Below are 15933 nucleotides of genomic sequence, written 5' to 3' on the forward strand. Positions count from 1 at the left end.
GATTACCCCCTTTCTATTTCTTCCACTCGCGTTGCTGTACGCGGACGCATGTGGATCCGTTCAAATGAAATAATGTCCAAATTCTCGTCCAGTTGTACGACATAAACTCCTATAATTTGATCCCGTCCATATTTTTTCATGTATTCTTTTTCTTCAATGACCTCTACTCGTGCCTCCCATTGCTCTTCTTTTTTTACAATGGAAGTAATTCGATGAATAGGAGATATATGTTTTTCAAAAAATACATTGAGTGATTGTATAATGTCTTCCATGCTCACTAATTTTCACCACCGTCATTTTAATAGGCTGTCTTCACAAACTTCGTTGCTTTGACTTTTAATAAGAAAGATTGCCCCTTTGACAAAGAGGAGGTTGGGACAAAAGTATTTAAATGAAAGATAAATCCGAACAACTTATGTTGTCGCTTTGTCAAAATACTTCGCTTTCCGCGGGCACGGCTTCAGCTTCCTCGGAAAGCGAAAACGGCTTTCCAGCGGGATCTTCAGCTCGTGCTGTTCCCGCTGGAGTCTACGTATTTTGACTACGCTGATACACTGCGTTTATGAAACGGGTGACTCCTTCAACATGTGATCGTTCGTCTTTAGAGTTGACTATTCTAGTTTTGTCCCAGCCTCGTCACATGCTTCGAAGTAACAAAAGAATGTCTAAGGGCAGTCCTATGATTGAAACTGAATCAATCTTTATGCAAAGTTTATTTGTTCACGATCATCATTTATATAATCATCTGTAAGTTCTCCTTGCACTTCATCTCGTAATAAACCGACTGCATCAGCATAGCGAAGCCATGTGTCGACACTGGCAATGACCACTCGAGCCTCCACAGTGATTAACTCGATACCTACTAGTGATACTCTGGCATAGAGATCAATGACTACTCCTTTATCTAAAATACGGTCTACAACTTCAGCTAAACTTGAAGAATCGGTACTTTTCTGAATACCCATTGAGAATCGCTCCTTTATTTAAGGTTTCTTAATATAACTGACACCTTTTATATCACTAGCACCCTTGATATTAGAGTAACCTTTAATATCACTGGCTTTTTTAATTCCATCCTTCGAGGATGTTCCTGGGTTTGTTAGTTCATTGTCTTTGATTTCTTCTTTTGCATTTTCTGCTTGTTCTTGTAACGTTGACTTCACTTCATTAAATCGTTCTCTAGCTTCTCTTCCTTTGTCCTTCAGCTGTTCACCTGTTTCTGCAAACTTTTCTTCCATTTCATTTTTGGCTTCCCTTATTTTTTCAAATGTACCATAAAATTTTTTACCAACAAGTGCAGCAGAAGCAGCGTTTTTCGCTTTCGGATGATCTTCAACAACATCCTCTGTTTCTTTCTTCACTTCTTGTTTTAACGTGTTAACAGAATTTTTAATGGTAGATCGAACGTTTTTATTCACCATCAAGGCAGCACTGCCTAATAGGCTTGCGCCCCCGGCTATTACCGCTTTTTTTACAGGGGGGTGGGATTCTTCAGCGGCCATTCAAGCTATCCTCCTTTCCAGCTAGGATTCTTTTATTTTCCCTAAGAAGAAGCCATCCACTTCACTAAGCCGCCCCCTCCATAAAACGGAGCCTTTCGAAGGAAAGGAAGCCCCTGATTCGCTAAATAGATTTGCCTCTTTTAAATGAATATAATTTGCCTCCGTATGACTGTTAGAATCAAGTGATTCACTGGCACGAACAAGTTGTTCATGAATGGAACTTTCCGTTTCATCATCTGTAAACTCGTTTGCAAGCTCTGATAAGTAGTCGCTAGCTGGTATCATCGTGCCACTTACGTGTGTGCCGTTTACATTTAATGTAATATCAAGAAAATAATCATCTTGAGCGTTAACCGTTTCTATAAGCAACTGTAAGATGCTATCCTTTTCCAGTTTGTTTCCAGATGTCATTTCAAAATCACCCTTTGTTTGAAGCGGCTTGTTTCTCATTTTTCGTGTCTTTATTTTCTTTGTCAGACTTTTTCTTCTGACTCGAAGATGATTTGGTGTGATCTACCTCTGTCTCCGCTTTTTTTGTGTTATCGTTGCTGGCTGAGCTATCATCGTTGGAAGGATTGTTTTGTTTAGTTGAGGTTTGGTTTGTATTTTTTTGTCGTTCTTTAGCAGTGGAACTCTTACTTGTTTTCTCTTGTTCTGACTCCACTAATTTTGTAAGCTTTCCTTCAATTGCATCGAGTCTTTCTTTCAGTTGATCATTTTCTTCTTGGAGTGTATCGAGCAAAGCATCCATATTTTCCTCATCTTCTGGGTTGTCAGGTGCATTGTCTTCTAAACGAGTTGTTTCATGTTCGGTTTTATTGTTTGATTGACTACCATTAGAAGGGGATTCAAATAAATTTCCAGCTGATTTTTTTATGGATCCTGTCGCTTGTGATACTTTTGTTTTAGCTGTTTGTCCAATATTCCTACTTGTTTGTTTCAGTTTTTCTTGATCCAAGCCCGTCCACTGTTCTTTCATCTTTTTTCGGTTTTCCGGACTGGTTATATATCCAGCGGCTGCTCCTATTACCGATCCTGCAATAGTCCGAGTGACTGCATTTCCATTGTTTTGACTTGTTTGCTTCTGATTTTCGGAGAGATCTCTCGTTTGTTCCTGCGCCATGTTTTTTCGCCTCCTGATTTATGAATGTGTATTTTCTAGGAGCTTTGACAACATACCTTCAATACGGTCGAGTCTGTCCTCCATTTGATCTGTTTTATTTTTCATTTCTTTGTATTCCATACTGTCTTCCCCCTGGGCACTTGTATTGGGATCGTTTTCGCTCGTGTGGCTTATTCCTTGTGATGAAAGAAGCTTTTTATTCAAGCTGCCATTCATATACCCATTTATAGAAGTCCGCAGGCCATTTGTTAGCTGTTCGATTGCGATTTCTTGGACAGTCTGACGGAGTTGTATTCCTGCTTCTTGAGCAGCTTTTGATTCACTAATTTTTTGGACGATCTTTTTTCCAGACTCGCCACTCGACAAATATCCTATGCTTCCACCGACTAGACTGCCTGCTATGACATAATTTCTAAGTGTTCCTTTCTCTGACGGAGTGGAAGGTTTATCATTGCCAGCCATCTTGGCACCTCTCTTTCATCTTTTTATATGTTTCCTTACCCGCCTGCTTTCGGCTATTAACCAGCAATGCGGGAAATAGTTAAAAATAGCACTTATGATGCACCCCACAGCAATGTTTTCTCAAAGAGGAAATCTCTTGAAGTTCTATGCGTTAGAAATTATGATAAGAGGAAAGATAGGAGAGAAAGTAAAAGAGAAATTATTTAAATATAGAAAGAGGCTGAACGAATGGGTAGTATAGCGATAGTTACAGACAGTACAGCTTATCTTCCGAAAGAAATCATTGATGAATATGGCATCACGGTTGTCCCGTTGAGCATAGTGTTCGGGGATAATGCTTATGAAGAAGGAAGTGAATTATCAATAGGGGAGTTTTATAAGAAACTCGGCTCAACGGATCAGCTGCCAACTACTTCTCAGCCGTCGATAGGGAAATTTATAGAAGTCTTTTCTCAACTTGGTGAGTCTTATGGTGAAATTATTACCATCCATTTATCTAGCGGTATGAGCGGTACGTATCAAACAGCTTTGACGGCAGGACAAGAAGTACCGGAAGTGGAAGTATATGGATTTGATTCCGAGATTAGTTGTACTCCTCAAGGATATTACGCAGTAGAAGCTGCTAAAATGGCAAGAGAGGGAGCGACGGTTCATGAGATATTAAAACGACTTACAGAAATGAAAAAGAGCATGAGAGCTTATTTTATGGTAGACAGCTTAACCCATCTTCAACGCGGTGGTCGATTAAATGGCGCTCAGGCTTTAGTGGGAAGTCTATTAAAAATTAAGCCCATTTTACATATTGAAGAAAAGACCATTGCACCGTTTGAGAAGATCCGCACAGAGAAAAAAGCCATCAATCGTATCTTATCGCTATTTGAAGAGGATGCTGGTACCGGCGTCCCCATACGAGCTGCCGTAATTCATGCTAATCGGTTGGAGAAAGCAGAAGATGTAAAGAAAAGGCTATTAAATCAATACGACAATGTAACTATAGATGTAGGCGAATTCGGACCGGTCATTGGTACACATGTCGGGGAAGGAAGTCTTGGAATTGCTTGGTACAAAGAATAGCTTATGCGGGAAGCTGTATCCAAAACAGAAAGATTTCTCGTTTACAAGCTGATTCTGATGTATTCTTGGACACGGTAAGAGCATGCATACTGAAGAGTAAACGGATCCTCTTCGTGCCTGTAGTTCGACGGAAGAAAATTCTTAGATGCAGCCTTTAGCTCGTTTTCTTTACGGCTACTGGCGGTACATAAAAAGGAGTGATATCGATACGTTTTGTCCATGTATTTAAACCTTCCCTTAACAGTACGATATGTTTACCTGAGACATGTAGCAAAGAGTCAATGGAAGTCATTCGAGGACCTTCTGTTATTAGTTCACTTCCGCAACTTCCTCTCCCTGACAGTGACCATTCTACCGGTTCATTCAACGATCCTCTCTACCATTCCATTCAAAACAAGCTCTACGGAAAAGAATTGTTATTAAATGAATTAGAAGTGACATGGGAAGACCTTCACCCCCTGCTTGAGTCTGGCATTGTCTCCATCCGGTCCGGACTTCTTCCTCTAAATAAAACATTCCGCTGCCATCGTTGTTATACAGACAATCCAAAAATGTTTGGAAGAGCTCCCTGTTCCTCCTGCGGCTCGCTGTGTACTTATTGTCGTCATTGCATAATGATGGGAAAGATTAGCACTTGCACACCGTTGTTACGATGGAACGGTCCATCTCCAGTAAATTCCCCCCACCCCCACCTGAAATGGGAAGGGACTTTGACAAAGGGACAACTGAAAGCGGCTCAGGCTTTAAAAGATTCAATTGAAAAAGAACAAGAACTATTGATCTGGGCTGTTTGCGGGGCGGGGAAAACAGAAATCTTGTTTCCTGGATTACAGTTTGCTCTTTCAAAGAAGAAAAGAGTGTTAGTAACCTCTCCTAGGACCGATGTAGTCCTTGAATTGATGCCGCGAATGCAAAAGGCATTTCCTAATATACCGATCAATGGTTTATATGGAGGGGGAACTAAAAAAGATCCTCCTGCTTCTCTTGTTATAGCCACTACCCATCAAACGATGAGGTTCACTGACACATTTGATGTGGTTGTTATTGATGAAGTAGATGCTTTTCCCTTTCATGCTGATGACTCTCTTTTGCACGCTGTTTATAAATCTAAGAAAAATAAAGCATCGATTATTTATCTGACGGCCACTCCATCTGAGGACATAAAGCAGCGGGTAGCAAATGAGGATCTCTCTTCCGTTGTGATTCCACGCCGCTTCCATGGTCACCCACTCCCTGTTCCTCGCTTCCAATGGTCTGGTTCCTGGCAAAAAGATCTGAACCATATGCGCCTTCCGAAATCTTTACAAAAATGGTGTGCTCACCGAATAGAAAATGGTATTCCTGCTCTTCTCTTTGTTCCAACAATTGAAATTTTAGAAAAAGTAACTAGCATACTGAAGCGTAAAAACCCTCATATCCAAGGAGTCCATAGCAAAGACATAAAGCGACACCAAAAAGTGTCGGAATTTAGGGAAGGGGTCGTACCATTACTTGTAACTACCACGATCTTGGAACGCGGGATAACGATTCCGGGAGTGGATGTAGCTGTGCTTGGTTCGGAAGATAACATATTTACAGAGAGTGCATTGGTCCAAATTGCGGGACGAGCAGGGAGGAGCTCAAGTAAACCACATGGAGATGTAGTTTTTTTCCACTTTGGTAAAACAAAAGCGATGAAAAAAGCCTGCCAACATATAGTGAAAATGAATAGGAGAGAGGAAGGAAAGTGAAATACAAAAAGCCGATGAACTTAGAAGCAAGTCTAGATGGAAGAATCGATCATTGTCTATGGTGCAGTAAAAAAGTAGAAACAAGAACTAGTTGGCAATCATTCATTTCTAATGCTTCTCACCAATATCTCTGCTTTTCGTGCAAAAGCTTACTTCAGCCGCTCCCAAAAAATTGTTGTGTTCGTTGCTCTCGTCCGTTATCGATAGGTGGAGAACATGTGGAATGTTTGGATTGTAGAAGGTGGAGAGAAAAGGACAACATGGGAGACACTCTTGAGCATAACCTGTCTCTTTACGTGTACAATGAAAGTGCTAAAGAATTAATTAGTCGATGGAAATACCGTGGCGATGCAATATTGGCATTAATTTTCCGAACTGAATTACGGCGTCTATACTTACAGAAGTATTGGGATCACTTGCCGATACCTATCCCTATTAGTGATAAAAGAATGTTAGAAAGAGGGTTTAATCAATCTGAACTTCTCCTTTCCTTTTTATTAGAGCCTTTAAGTCTTGTAGAAAAACTTTCTATGATACTGACCCGTATGAAAGGTAAGAAAAGGGAGGAAATACCCCCTGCTGCATCCTCGATGCTTCTGCGTTTAATGGATGAGAAAAAGCAAAGCAAAAAAACAAGATATGAACGAATGATGGCAACAGAAAATCCTTTTCGGGTGAACACGAAATGTTCGAGTACAATTAAAGCTAAAAACATAGTGTTATTGGACGATATATATACCACAGGCTCTACATTGAGAAGGGCAGCAACTGAATTAAAATCTCATGGAGCTAGAAGTGTACGTGCTATTACTCTATTTAGAGGTTCGTAGGGAGGGGGAAGAGAACAATGAATGACCTAGACAATTGTCCTCGCTGTAGCAAGCTATTTGTGAAGGGGATTCGCCCCATATGCCAGTCATGTTTCAAAGAGAGAGAAGAAAAATTTCAAACCGTATATACGTATATAAGAAAAAAGAAAAACAGAAAGGCGACCATGTTGGAAGTATCTAATGAAACGGGAGTTGCTGAAACAGATATTATCCAATTTATTAAAGAAGGACGACTTCATCTTCATCACCTTCCAAACATGGCATACCCATGTGAATCATGCGGACGAGAAATACAAGAAGGAAGAATTTGCGATACATGCAGCCAGGGGATCCAGTCAACTTTAAAAAGAGAAGAAATAGAAAAAGAACGAAAAAGACGCTTAAACGAAAGGGAAAAACAGAAAAACAAAACGTATCACTCTCTCCAGGATCGACTGAAATGAGTCGAATGTAGGGGTTAAATAACTTAATTGTCATCCGATATAATGAGTAACTAGGAGTGAAGTTCGGTTTTCGCTAAAAGGTAAGATCTTTGGAGGTGAAGCAAATGAAAATTAATCCACTCGGTTCTGCAGGTAACTTGTACCAAAAACGTATGGATCATTATCGTACTAATGACAATCCTACTTCCAAACAAACAGATAAGGTAGAGATATCCAAAGAAGCTCAACAAATGCAGCAAAAGAGTGATTTTTCAACACAGCGAAAAGACAAAGTAGAAGAGCTGAAAAAACAAATTGAAGCCGGAGAATATAAGATGGACACGAAGGAAACAGCGCGTAAATTCTATGAATATTGGAATGGAAAAGCGTAAGAGCTATTGCTGTTTCACATGTTTATTGGGACTTTTATGTCATAGAATTAGCCATACCTAGAGGGAAGGAAGCGCGGAATGTATGTCGGTAAAAGTAATATTTGAATCGATGGCCCTCCTGATTCAGCAGCATAAAGAACTCCATCAACTGTCTCTAAAAAAAACGGATCTAATTAAGAGGAATGACATCCACCAGTTACACTCCCTATTAAAAGAAGAGAGTACACTTATTCGGAAAATGGAAGAGACAGAAAGGGCCAGGCACAAAGCAACACTTCGATATTTAGAGGAAAGAGATAATAACTGCCCTGAAGGCACAGTGAGTGAACTCGTGAAATATCTCCCTGAAGGATACCGGAATCCTCTAGTGAAGCTGCAAGAGAATCTGCTTTTAGAAATGACTAGATTGCGAGAAAGAGAAGCAATGAATCGGATGTTACTTGAGGACTCCCTTCATTTTGTTCAAATGACGATGGATATGATTCAGCCAGATCCAGAGGCGGTTCACTATACTCATCCGGAATCAAAGGGAGGAGAAAACGTAAAAGGATACTCTGTCTTTGATTCGAAAGCTTAAAAAGGATTTTATTCTCAGGAGGACAACATTTATGTATTCCACTTTCCACGGGTTAGAAACAGCTAGACGGGCTATGAATGCTCATCAAGCTGCTATTCATACGACCGGAAACAATATTGCAAACGCAAACACAGAAGGCTACTCTCGACAAAGGGTAAATTTCACTCAAGAAACCCCATTCCCTAATCCTGGACGGAATGCTCCACGTATTCCAGGGCAAATTGGTACTGGCGTGAAAGCAGATTCTGTACAACGCATCCGTGAAAATTACCTCGATATTCAATTTCGCGGAGAAAACGCACAGGCCGGTTATTGGGAGAAGAGTCACGATATTTACACACGTATCGAAGATTTGATGAATGAACCGTCAGATAATAGTATCGGGCGGACTCTAGATCGTTTCTGGCAATCTCTTCAAGATCTTTCTGTCCATCCAGAGGACGAAGGAGCAAGATCTGTAGTTAGACAGCGTGGCGTTGCATTAGCTGATACGTTCAATTATATCTCGGATTCTCTTGAGGCGAACAGACAAGATTTGAAAAAAGAGATGGATACTACTCAAAAAGAAGTTAATTCGATGCTTGAACAGATTAACGAACTAAATAAGCAGATTGCGCGCGTTGAACCTCATGGTCATTTACCGAATAAACTGTACGATGAGCGTGACTTACTGATCGACCGATTGTCAGGAATGATAAATATTGAAGTAGAACGAAATGAAAGTAAAGGACAAGCTGTCGCTGCTGCAGAAGGTACGGTAGATATTTTTCTTTTGAATGAAGAAGGGGACAGGTTGACAACAGAAAGTGCCGGCGAAACACAGGAGGTCATGGTTATCAATGGTGAGTCAGGAAGTTATGAGTCTCTAAGTATTACATTCGGTGAAGACGCGACTTCTGTCAGTGAAGTTGCTTTTGGTAATACGCAATTGGATGATCTGATAAATAGTTCTCCAGGAAAAATACAGGCTTTAGTAAAAGGATACGGCTATGATTTTGGTGATGGTGTATCTGGTGTGTATCCGGAATTATTGAAAGATCTTGATGAGATGGTTCATGATTTCGCCGTTGAATTTAATAAAGTACACCAATCCGGAGTTGGATTGGACGGAAGTGATGAAGTTAACTTTTATTCTGGAATTGATATGGTTAATACGGACAATGCAACGAATGCATCAGCAACTATTAGAGTTTCTGAAGAGATTATGGAAGACTTGAAAAACATCGCCGCAGCTTCTAAGACTGCCGAGGGTGATGAAGGATACGCAGGTGATGGTTCCAACGCACTAAACCTCGCGGCTGTAAAGGATAAAGTGGATGTGCAGGGTACATATCAAGGAATCATTGGAGATTTGGCAGTAAAAACAATGGAAGCGGGACAGATGAGAGATAACACGGGAAACTTAAAAGAAAGTATTGAATTTAACCGCCAGCAAGTCAGCAGCGTCTCGCTCGATGAGGAAATGACTAATCTTATTCAATTTCAGCATGCGTTTAACGCAGCAGCACGGAATATAACCATGGTTGATGAGATGTTGGATCGTATTATAAATAACATGGGTATCGTCGGAAGATAATGAGAAGGGCAGGTAAGGAGTATGCGGGTAACCCAGTCTATGCTGGCACAAAGGTCTCTACAATATATGAGCCAAAACTATGAAAAAATAAGTCAGCTTCAAAATCAACTTTCTTCTGGGAAAAAGATTACTAGAGCGTCTCAAGATCCCGTAGTGGCGATGAATGGTATTCGTTACCGAACACAACATATAGAAGTAGAGCAGTTTCAAAGGAACTTAGGAGAAGCATACAATTGGCTGGATTCCTCGGATTCTGCGTTAAATCAGGCCACTCAAGCGCTTCAAAAAGTCAGAGAGCTGCTTGTACAAGCGTCCAATGATACGTATGAAGAAGGCCAAAGAAGCAATATTGCTAAAGAAGTCAATCAATTAATGAAACATGTAGAATCGGTAGCCAATACAAAAGTTAACAATAAATTTATTTTCAATGGGACAAATACTACAGAGCCTCCTGTTACATTACATGATGATGGTGCAACCACATCAAACAATGAGGAAGATGTGTCTATTGAATTAATGAAAGGAATTGAGATACCAGTAAATTCTCGTCCGTCTCGTGTTTTCAGTGATACGTTGTTTACTGATCTGTTGGAAGTGAAAAGTACATTAGAGGATGAAGGCGCTAGCGGGGAAGAATTCACAGGGCTTATTCAGAAAATGGATGATAGAATAAATGATATTGTCAATGAACGCGCGGAGATCGGGGCAAGAGTCAATCGTTTGGAAATGATGGAATCTAGATTAGGTGAACAGCAAGTGATGGCTGAGCGAATAATGTCTGAAAATGAAGATGCAGATATGGAAAAAGTAATTATGGATTTAATGTCGCAAGAAAATGTATTACGATCATCCCTAGGGGCAGGGGCACGCATTATACAACCAACACTTCTGGATTTTCTAAGGTAAAAGTAATACTCGGATATAGAAAGGAAGCAGTAGAGTGGAGTTGGCAAAAGTTTCAGTTATGACAGAAAGCGCTAAACTCGGCTTCCGGATAAGCACTCCTTCGCTGACAATAAAACAGCCTCAAGCTGACCTTCAGATACATCAGGACGCAGATACAATAGAAATATCCACCGATGCTGTGAAAGTTTTTATAGACCAAACAGACGCACGTGAGGATGCAGGTCTTGTTCCGGTATTAAAAAATGCAGCTTCTTTCTATCAAAACGGAATGCGTTCGGCCCAAGAATATATAAGTAAACAAATGAAGGAAGCCGAAATTTTGAAGACCATTGAAAACAATGCTGGCGGCGGCAAAGGGTTAACGAGATTGGCGAGTAAAGGAAGTGTATTATTCCAACATGATACGGTCCTTGGATTTATTCCTGAGCATGCTTTTAAGGTATCATTCCATGTACAGAAAGGTGATGTTACTTTACAAACAGAGCGAAAGGAACCAACGATTCACGTGCGTAAAAATGAACCTGAGATTCACGTGCCGCGCTGGGACGTATCATATGATGTAAGACAAAGGGCGAGCATCGAATTCCATGTCGGTGGGGAGTTTTTTAATAAACGTATTTAAAGGTGGTTCATTGTGAAATTACATACAAAACATTTTGGAGAAGTGAATATAAGAGAGGAAGACATTATTGTTTTCGAGTACGGACTTCCAGCATTTGAAGAGGAAAGAGAGTTTGTTTTATTGCCTTTTGGACAAGAAACTGCTTTTCATATTTTACAGTCCATACATACTTCACCACTAGCCTTTATTGTGACAGATCCCTTTTCTTTCTTCCCTGATTATGAGGTGGTATTATCTGATAACGTGATTGAGCAGCTCTCCCTCGAGAAGGAAGAGGATGTGGCTGTGTTATCCGTATTAACGGTACAAGATCCTTTTAAAAAAACAACAGCCAATTTACAAGCTCCAATTATATTAAATTCCCCAAAAAAAATTGCGAAACAATATGTGATGAATGACTCTATATACAGTCCCAAACATTATCTGTTCCCACAAGAGGAAAGGTCAGCATCGGGAATGGAGGGGGACAGATAATGTTAGTATTAACACGGAAGACGAATGAATCGATTAAAATCGGCGAAGAGATTGAAGTAAAAGTGCTTCATATCGAAGGTGACCAAGTAAAGCTGGGGATACATGCACCTAAGCATATAGACATCCATAGAAAAGAAATTTATTTGGGTATTCAGAAAGAGAATAGTGAAGCTGCGGAAACCGGTAATCTTGACATTTTAAAACAGCTCACCAATCAAATAAACAATTCGTAGCCCGGAGCCAGACTCCGGTTTTTTTGTATTAAAATTAGAGAGTGATCTATTCGACTCACACCAATAACAAGGACCTAGTTGGAAGTAAGACATAAATAGGTACTCTTGTTCCTTGTTATTCGATTTAAATAAAGGTAATATTTTACAAACAATAGGCTGAAAGGGAAGTGTTACTTTTATATCTTTTCTCACTAAATGTAATTTTGACCGGGGGGATTTATCTGTGATACAAGCTAATTTAACAAAGAGTACTGTAGCTAAACGACCGATTTTGTTTCTGGATACAAAAGATAACACTTCATTTCTATCAAAACTTAGTAACCAACATGGGAAAGAAGTAGAGGAAATTACTTCACAACAAGTGTGTTCCTGTGTAGAGTTCGGATTAAAAAAAGATTGTGTTTATTATAGTGTCTGTGATGAAGACACACTCATACAAAAGGCCTACGAACTCAGGCGTGTCCCGTCTTCCTTTCGGCTCGCTGTGAATGTCTCTGTGAACGACATTCAAGTTGTAGACAGTTTGTTTCGAGAAGAAGCCGTATCTATTATATTAGCGTCAGATCGTGAACGGAAACAGTGGGGAAAGCATTTTGAAAGAGCTCAATCGTTTCATGTGTATGTCGACCCTTTATTTCAGCCGTATCTTATCGAAAAATATCGAGAGATGAAAAGTGAGGTTGAGCATGAAAGTGAGGAAAAAGATCTACGACTGGACACTGAAAAAGCTTTAACTGTATTATCGCAGGCAGAAGCTCGCATCCTTGAAAAGATACTAGAGGGAAAGAGTAACAGACGAATAGCAGAAGAATATTTTTTATCAGTAGCCACGGTCAACAATCATGTTAGCCATATAGCTAAAAAAATGAATGCAAAAGATCGCACTCATACTGTCAAGCGTGCGATCGAAGAGGATTGGGTTATCTTTAAATAATTATTTATTTCTACATAAATTGTAATATTTAATGGATGGGGTTTCGAAACTTTTGTTGAAAAATGGTTTTGCAGCGTCCTGTTTTTAAAATCTGCTGTTCAATAATGTAAGAGCTTATACTAGTAGAAAGCTGCTGTCCATCATAAAAAATGATGATAGATCCGTTCTCATCGCAGACGGTTCGATCCACATGATCATAAAATAACCATATATTTTCAGGCTTTTTTGCTGACATAATCGGGAAAGCATAAATCCCCTCCTGTTGGTCGACAGGAACCGGCAACCTTTGTCTGAAACCGAGCTTGTGCTTCACTGCATCATATCTCCCTTGTAAGGAAGACCCTCTTTCAAGGCACGCTTTTTTCATAATATGAATAGGTGATACATTTGTAGTGAGCACACTCCCTCCCACTTCATAAATTTTCGTTTTTGATTCCCCTTTGAAAACAGGGATAAGTGCCATTGTTCGATGATTTACCATATAATCTTCTACCATTACTGATTCCATGTTTTACCCCTTCTTCCTCTGTTTTTTTTGTTTAAAATTTTTCTTTAACTATAATTATACCTCAATAGGTAGAATTAACCACTACAATTTTCCTTTATATTAGATTATTTATAACATTCTATCTACTTTTGTACTGATTATTGCTAATAAGCAAAGAAGTTCTTACATCTTCCATGGTAAATACCGATATAAATAGAAATAACAAAAATGTTTGTGGGAGAGATATATAGAATGCAAACAGTACAGAACACAGGAGCGCTTCATCAACGTGAAGATATAATGGTAACAACGATGCCTTTAAATAAAATTGCGGAAAATAAGACAGAGAACAACATACGAATTAACAAAGAGAATCTTGAGGAACAAGTGGAGAGCATGAACCAAATGATGGAGTCGATTTTTACTCAGTTGAAGTTTCACATTCATGAAGATCTTGATCGAATCTATGTACAAGTGCTTGAACGAGATACGGAAAAAGTAATAAGGGAAATTCCTCCTGAAAAATTTTTAGATATGATAGCTTCTATGCTCGAACATATAGGGCTTATTATAGACGAAAAAATATAAAGATATATTTTCAGAGGTGAAGATGCCTCTTTTTGTATCTTGTTGTATAAAGGTTTTATAGCATGATGCCGATATAATTTCTAAGCTAGAAAACAACTGATGAATAAATACATTTATAATATTGCAGTTCGATAGTGTGAGAGAGGGTGTAAAGGAAGAGTGAGACTTTCAGGCTTTGCGTCAGGAATGGATATTGAACAGATTGTTGGCGATTTAATGAGAGCAGAACGGATGCCAATGGATAAAATGGTCCAAAAAAGACAGACCATTGAGTGGCAAATGGAAGAATATCGTTCGGTGAATCGCTTATTTGAAAGTTTTAGAAACAATATATTTGATTCTGTCATGAGACGTTCGAATATGGGCGCACGTACGGGTTCTTCCTCTAACGAAGATCGAGTTTCTGTTACAGCTTCAGCAACAGCGAGTAATGCAAATTACCGTGTGTCGAGCGTAGAACAATTAGCAACAGCAGCTTCTCAAACAAGCGGAAGTCTAGAAGGACTTCCACCGAATGAAGAACTTTATTCTGTTACATCTTCGACGATGTGGAAGACAGGAAAAGTACAAAAAGAGACTATACAAGGTGAAGACACGAACACTTATAAGATACAAAGCGAAGGATCAGCGATAATCGATGATATAGATAACATGGTCATCAAAGTGAACGGAGAACTTTATGAACCAGAAGATGGGGAAGTAGAAATAAAAGACGATGAAATAACTCTCCATTTTAATGAAGCGCTCGGGATAAATGACAAGGTATCAGTTACTTATTTTACGGAGGACGCAGAGGAAAACTCCTATTATATGAGTGGTGACGTGACTACCTATGACAAAGACGGAAACGCCGTACGTGATCGAATCATTGTCCAAGGAAATCAAACAATGCAAGACGTATTACAAAGCATAAACCGTTCTTCAGTAGGAGTAAGTGGATTCTACGATGAACATACAAGTCAAATTGCATTCACCCGTTCAGAGACAGGGGACTTTAACCAAAATGGAAATGAAATGGTTTTTGAAGGGACGCTTTTTAATGAGCTCATCAATATGTACAACAGTACAGGGGACCCCGTGGAAGAAAGAGAGGGAAAAAATGCGATTTTTACTGTTAATGGCTTGAGAACGGAACGTCATAGTAACACGTTTACGATCGATGGAATGACGATTACTTTAAAAGAGACATTTGACGCTAATGAGGATGAAGCAGTAACCATTGGGTCATCTATTGATACGGATACTGTATATGAAACGATCAAAGGATTCGTGGATGAATACAATGAAATGCTCGACACCATTAACGAAAAGTTGGGGGAGAAACGTCATCGTGACTACCCGCCACTTACAGATGATCAAAAAAAAGAGCTGAGTGATAGAGAAATTGAACTATGGGAAGAAAAAGCAAAAAGTGGACTTGTCCGTAATGATCGACTTCTTTCAGGCTTTATGAACACCTTTCGGTTAGACCTCTATGGAGCTGTGCAGCATAACTACGAAACGGATTTTAAACAGCTCACTACCATTGGAATTACAACCACTCGTAATTATATGGATCGCGGGAAGCTGGAAATTGATGAAACAAAACTAAAAGATGCAATTGAGGCAGATCCAGATGCTATGTATCAGCTGTTTGCGGCAGACGGGGAAAGCCGAGAGGAACAGGGTATTGCTCGCCGGTTACGTAATTCTCTAGACCAAGCAATAGAAGGAGTTGCAGAACGAGCAGGTGGTGCGAAAGGGAAAATACAAAACCATCAATTCACTTTAGGACGAAATTTGAACAATATAGAAGACCAAATAACAGATTTTGAACGACGCTTAACGGACATTGAAAATAGGTATTGGCGACAATTCACAGCTATGGAAAAGGCAATGGCGCGAGCGAATGAACAAGCGTCGTTTCTTCAGCAGCAAATGTTAGGTAACGGATCTTAACATTATCAATAAGCGTCTTTCAATCAGGCTTTTGTTAACTCCTGGTACAGCACACCAGACAAA

At 39.6% G+C, this 15933-nt stretch carries 22 protein-coding genes; 14 read left to right on the top strand and 8 right to left on the bottom strand.

What is annotated here, in order from left to right; genetic code table 11:
• Window positions 1-2 precede the first annotated feature (2 nt).
• The 6 genes from gvpO to BM095_RS12910 form a co-directional block, all read right to left on the bottom strand.
• Window positions 3-272 carry a gas vesicle protein GvpO gene (gvpO, locus tag BM095_RS12885; protein ID WP_245757916.1) on the bottom strand — a complete coding sequence of 90 codons (270 nt, stop codon included), beginning with the start codon at window positions 270-272 and terminating at the stop codon, window positions 3-5.
• Between the two features lie 429 nt (window positions 273-701).
• Window positions 702-965, bottom strand: coding sequence for a gas vesicle structural protein GvpA (gene gvpA, locus BM095_RS12890; protein WP_091662612.1), 264 nt, complete (start codon window positions 963-965; stop codon window positions 702-704).
• Window positions 966-983: 18 nt separating this feature from the next.
• A complete protein-coding gene (locus BM095_RS12895; protein ID WP_091662615.1) occupies window positions 984-1502 on the bottom strand; it encodes a YtxH domain-containing protein in 519 nt (172 codons plus the stop codon).
• Window positions 1503-1523: 21 nt separating this feature from the next.
• Window positions 1524-1913, bottom strand: coding sequence for a gas vesicle accessory protein GvpU (gene gvpU, locus BM095_RS12900; protein WP_091662617.1), 390 nt, complete (start codon window positions 1911-1913; stop codon window positions 1524-1526).
• 7 nt (window positions 1914-1920) lie between these two features.
• On the bottom strand, window positions 1921-2625 hold the full coding sequence (gene gvpT, locus BM095_RS12905; RefSeq protein ID WP_091662620.1) for a GvpT/GvpP family gas vesicle accessory protein: 705 nt from the start codon (window positions 2623-2625) through the stop codon (window positions 1921-1923).
• Between the two features lie 18 nt (window positions 2626-2643).
• Entirely contained in the window at window positions 2644-3087 is a 444-nt protein-coding gene (locus BM095_RS12910) for a YtxH domain-containing protein (protein ID WP_091662622.1), read from the bottom strand.
• Window positions 3088-3315: 228 nt separating this feature from the next.
• On the opposite strand from BM095_RS12910, the gene BM095_RS12915 reads away from it, so the two are divergent.
• The gene (locus tag BM095_RS12915) at window positions 3316-4161 is read left to right on the top strand and encodes a DegV family protein (protein ID WP_091662625.1); all 846 of its coding nucleotides are present in this window, start codon (window positions 3316-3318) and stop codon (window positions 4159-4161) included.
• A 154-nt stretch (window positions 4162-4315) separates the two neighbouring features.
• Here the strand turns inward: BM095_RS12915 and BM095_RS16630 are convergent, their stop codons facing one another.
• Window positions 4316-4453, bottom strand: coding sequence for a hypothetical protein (locus BM095_RS16630; RefSeq protein WP_177194818.1), 138 nt, complete (start codon window positions 4451-4453; stop codon window positions 4316-4318).
• Between BM095_RS16630 and BM095_RS12920 the strand changes: the two genes are divergently transcribed.
• From BM095_RS12920 to BM095_RS12970, 11 genes are all read left to right on the top strand, one after another.
• Entirely contained in the window at window positions 4443-5891 is a 1449-nt protein-coding gene (locus tag BM095_RS12920) for a DEAD/DEAH box helicase (protein WP_091662627.1), read from the top strand. The genes BM095_RS16630 and BM095_RS12920 overlap by 11 nt on opposite strands.
• Before the next feature lie 218 nt (window positions 5892-6109).
• A complete protein-coding gene (locus tag BM095_RS12925; protein WP_177194819.1) occupies window positions 6110-6721 on the top strand; it encodes a ComF family protein in 612 nt (203 codons plus the stop codon).
• Window positions 6722-6738: 17 nt separating this feature from the next.
• The gene (locus tag BM095_RS12930; protein ID WP_091662632.1) at window positions 6739-7164 is read left to right on the top strand and encodes a TIGR03826 family flagellar region protein; all 426 of its coding nucleotides are present in this window, start codon (window positions 6739-6741) and stop codon (window positions 7162-7164) included.
• Between the two features lie 104 nt (window positions 7165-7268).
• Window positions 7269-7535, top strand: coding sequence for a flagellar biosynthesis anti-sigma factor FlgM (gene flgM / locus BM095_RS12935; RefSeq protein WP_091662635.1), 267 nt, complete (start codon window positions 7269-7271; stop codon window positions 7533-7535).
• Between the two features lie 82 nt (window positions 7536-7617).
• Window positions 7618-8112, top strand: coding sequence for a flagellar protein FlgN (locus BM095_RS12940; RefSeq protein WP_091662638.1), 495 nt, complete (start codon window positions 7618-7620; stop codon window positions 8110-8112).
• Window positions 8113-8143: 31 nt separating this feature from the next.
• Window positions 8144-9688 (top strand): flagellar hook-associated protein FlgK, encoded by a 1545-nt coding sequence (flgK, locus tag BM095_RS12945; protein ID WP_091662641.1) that lies wholly within the window; start codon window positions 8144-8146, stop codon window positions 9686-9688.
• Between the two features lie 21 nt (window positions 9689-9709).
• Window positions 9710-10594 carry a flagellar hook-associated protein FlgL gene (gene flgL, locus BM095_RS12950; RefSeq protein ID WP_091662642.1) on the top strand — a complete coding sequence of 295 codons (885 nt, stop codon included), beginning with the start codon at window positions 9710-9712 and terminating at the stop codon, window positions 10592-10594.
• A gap of 34 nt (window positions 10595-10628) precedes the next feature.
• Window positions 10629-11216 carry a DUF6470 family protein gene (locus BM095_RS12955; protein WP_091662645.1) on the top strand — a complete coding sequence of 196 codons (588 nt, stop codon included), beginning with the start codon at window positions 10629-10631 and terminating at the stop codon, window positions 11214-11216.
• Window positions 11217-11228: 12 nt separating this feature from the next.
• A complete protein-coding gene (gene fliW / locus BM095_RS12960) occupies window positions 11229-11690 on the top strand; it encodes a flagellar assembly protein FliW (RefSeq protein WP_091662647.1) in 462 nt (153 codons plus the stop codon).
• Window positions 11690-11923 (top strand): carbon storage regulator CsrA, encoded by a 234-nt coding sequence (gene csrA, locus BM095_RS12965; RefSeq protein ID WP_091662650.1) that lies wholly within the window; start codon window positions 11690-11692, stop codon window positions 11921-11923. Before fliW ends, csrA begins: the two co-directional genes overlap by 1 nt.
• Window positions 11924-12146: 223 nt before the next feature.
• Window positions 12147-12857 (top strand): response regulator transcription factor, encoded by a 711-nt coding sequence (locus BM095_RS12970; protein WP_091662653.1) that lies wholly within the window; start codon window positions 12147-12149, stop codon window positions 12855-12857.
• 28 nt (window positions 12858-12885) lie between these two features.
• On the opposite strand, the gene BM095_RS12975 is transcribed toward BM095_RS12970, so the two are convergent.
• On the bottom strand, window positions 12886-13365 hold the full coding sequence (locus BM095_RS12975) for a competence protein ComK (RefSeq protein WP_091662656.1): 480 nt from the start codon (window positions 13363-13365) through the stop codon (window positions 12886-12888).
• Window positions 13366-13596: 231 nt separating this feature from the next.
• On the opposite strand from BM095_RS12975, the gene BM095_RS12980 reads away from it, so the two are divergent.
• Window positions 13597-13932, top strand: coding sequence for a flagellar protein FlaG (locus BM095_RS12980; protein WP_245757905.1), 336 nt, complete (start codon window positions 13597-13599; stop codon window positions 13930-13932).
• A gap of 159 nt (window positions 13933-14091) precedes the next feature.
• On the top strand, window positions 14092-15870 hold the full coding sequence (gene fliD / locus BM095_RS12985) for a flagellar filament capping protein FliD (protein WP_245757906.1): 1779 nt from the start codon (window positions 14092-14094) through the stop codon (window positions 15868-15870).
• Window positions 15871-15933: the final 63 nt, after the last annotated feature.

Origin of the sequence: Alteribacillus iranensis, from assembly GCF_900113025.1 — a bacterium.
GTDB lineage: Bacteria > Bacillota > Bacilli > Bacillales > Marinococcaceae > Alteribacillus_A > Alteribacillus_A iranensis.

Coding starts and splice junctions, on each gene's coding strand:
- BM095_RS12895 (WP_091662615.1), bottom strand. CDS start 1,502: ATGGCCGCTGAAGAATCCCACCCCCCTGTAAAAAAAGCGGTAATAGCC.
- BM095_RS12940 (WP_091662638.1), top strand. CDS start 7,618: ATGTCGGTAAAAGTAATATTTGAATCGATGGCCCTCCTGATTCAGCAG.
- flgM (WP_091662635.1), top strand. CDS start 7,269: ATGAAAATTAATCCACTCGGTTCTGCAGGTAACTTGTACCAAAAACGT.
- gvpU (WP_091662617.1), bottom strand. CDS start 1,913: ATGACATCTGGAAACAAACTGGAAAAGGATAGCATCTTACAGTTGCTT.
- BM095_RS12975 (WP_091662656.1), bottom strand. CDS start 13,365: ATGGAATCAGTAATGGTAGAAGATTATATGGTAAATCATCGAACAATG.
- BM095_RS12980 (WP_245757905.1), top strand. CDS start 13,597: ATGCAAACAGTACAGAACACAGGAGCGCTTCATCAACGTGAAGATATA.
- flgK (WP_091662641.1), top strand. CDS start 8,144: ATGTATTCCACTTTCCACGGGTTAGAAACAGCTAGACGGGCTATGAAT.
- gvpT (WP_091662620.1), bottom strand. CDS start 2,625: ATGGCGCAGGAACAAACGAGAGATCTCTCCGAAAATCAGAAGCAAACA.
- BM095_RS16630 (WP_177194818.1), bottom strand. CDS start 4,453: ATGACTTCCATTGACTCTTTGCTACATGTCTCAGGTAAACATATCGTA.
- flgL (WP_091662642.1), top strand. CDS start 9,710: ATGCGGGTAACCCAGTCTATGCTGGCACAAAGGTCTCTACAATATATG.
- BM095_RS12920 (WP_091662627.1), top strand. CDS start 4,443: ATGGAAGTCATTCGAGGACCTTCTGTTATTAGTTCACTTCCGCAACTT.
- BM095_RS12915 (WP_091662625.1), top strand. CDS start 3,316: ATGGGTAGTATAGCGATAGTTACAGACAGTACAGCTTATCTTCCGAAA.
- gvpA (WP_091662612.1), bottom strand. CDS start 965: ATGGGTATTCAGAAAAGTACCGATTCTTCAAGTTTAGCTGAAGTTGTA.
- csrA (WP_091662650.1), top strand. CDS start 11,690: ATGTTAGTATTAACACGGAAGACGAATGAATCGATTAAAATCGGCGAA.
- BM095_RS12910 (WP_091662622.1), bottom strand. CDS start 3,087: ATGGCTGGCAATGATAAACCTTCCACTCCGTCAGAGAAAGGAACACTT.
- BM095_RS12930 (WP_091662632.1), top strand. CDS start 6,739: ATGAATGACCTAGACAATTGTCCTCGCTGTAGCAAGCTATTTGTGAAG.
- gvpO (WP_245757916.1), bottom strand. CDS start 272: ATGGAAGACATTATACAATCACTCAATGTATTTTTTGAAAAACATATA.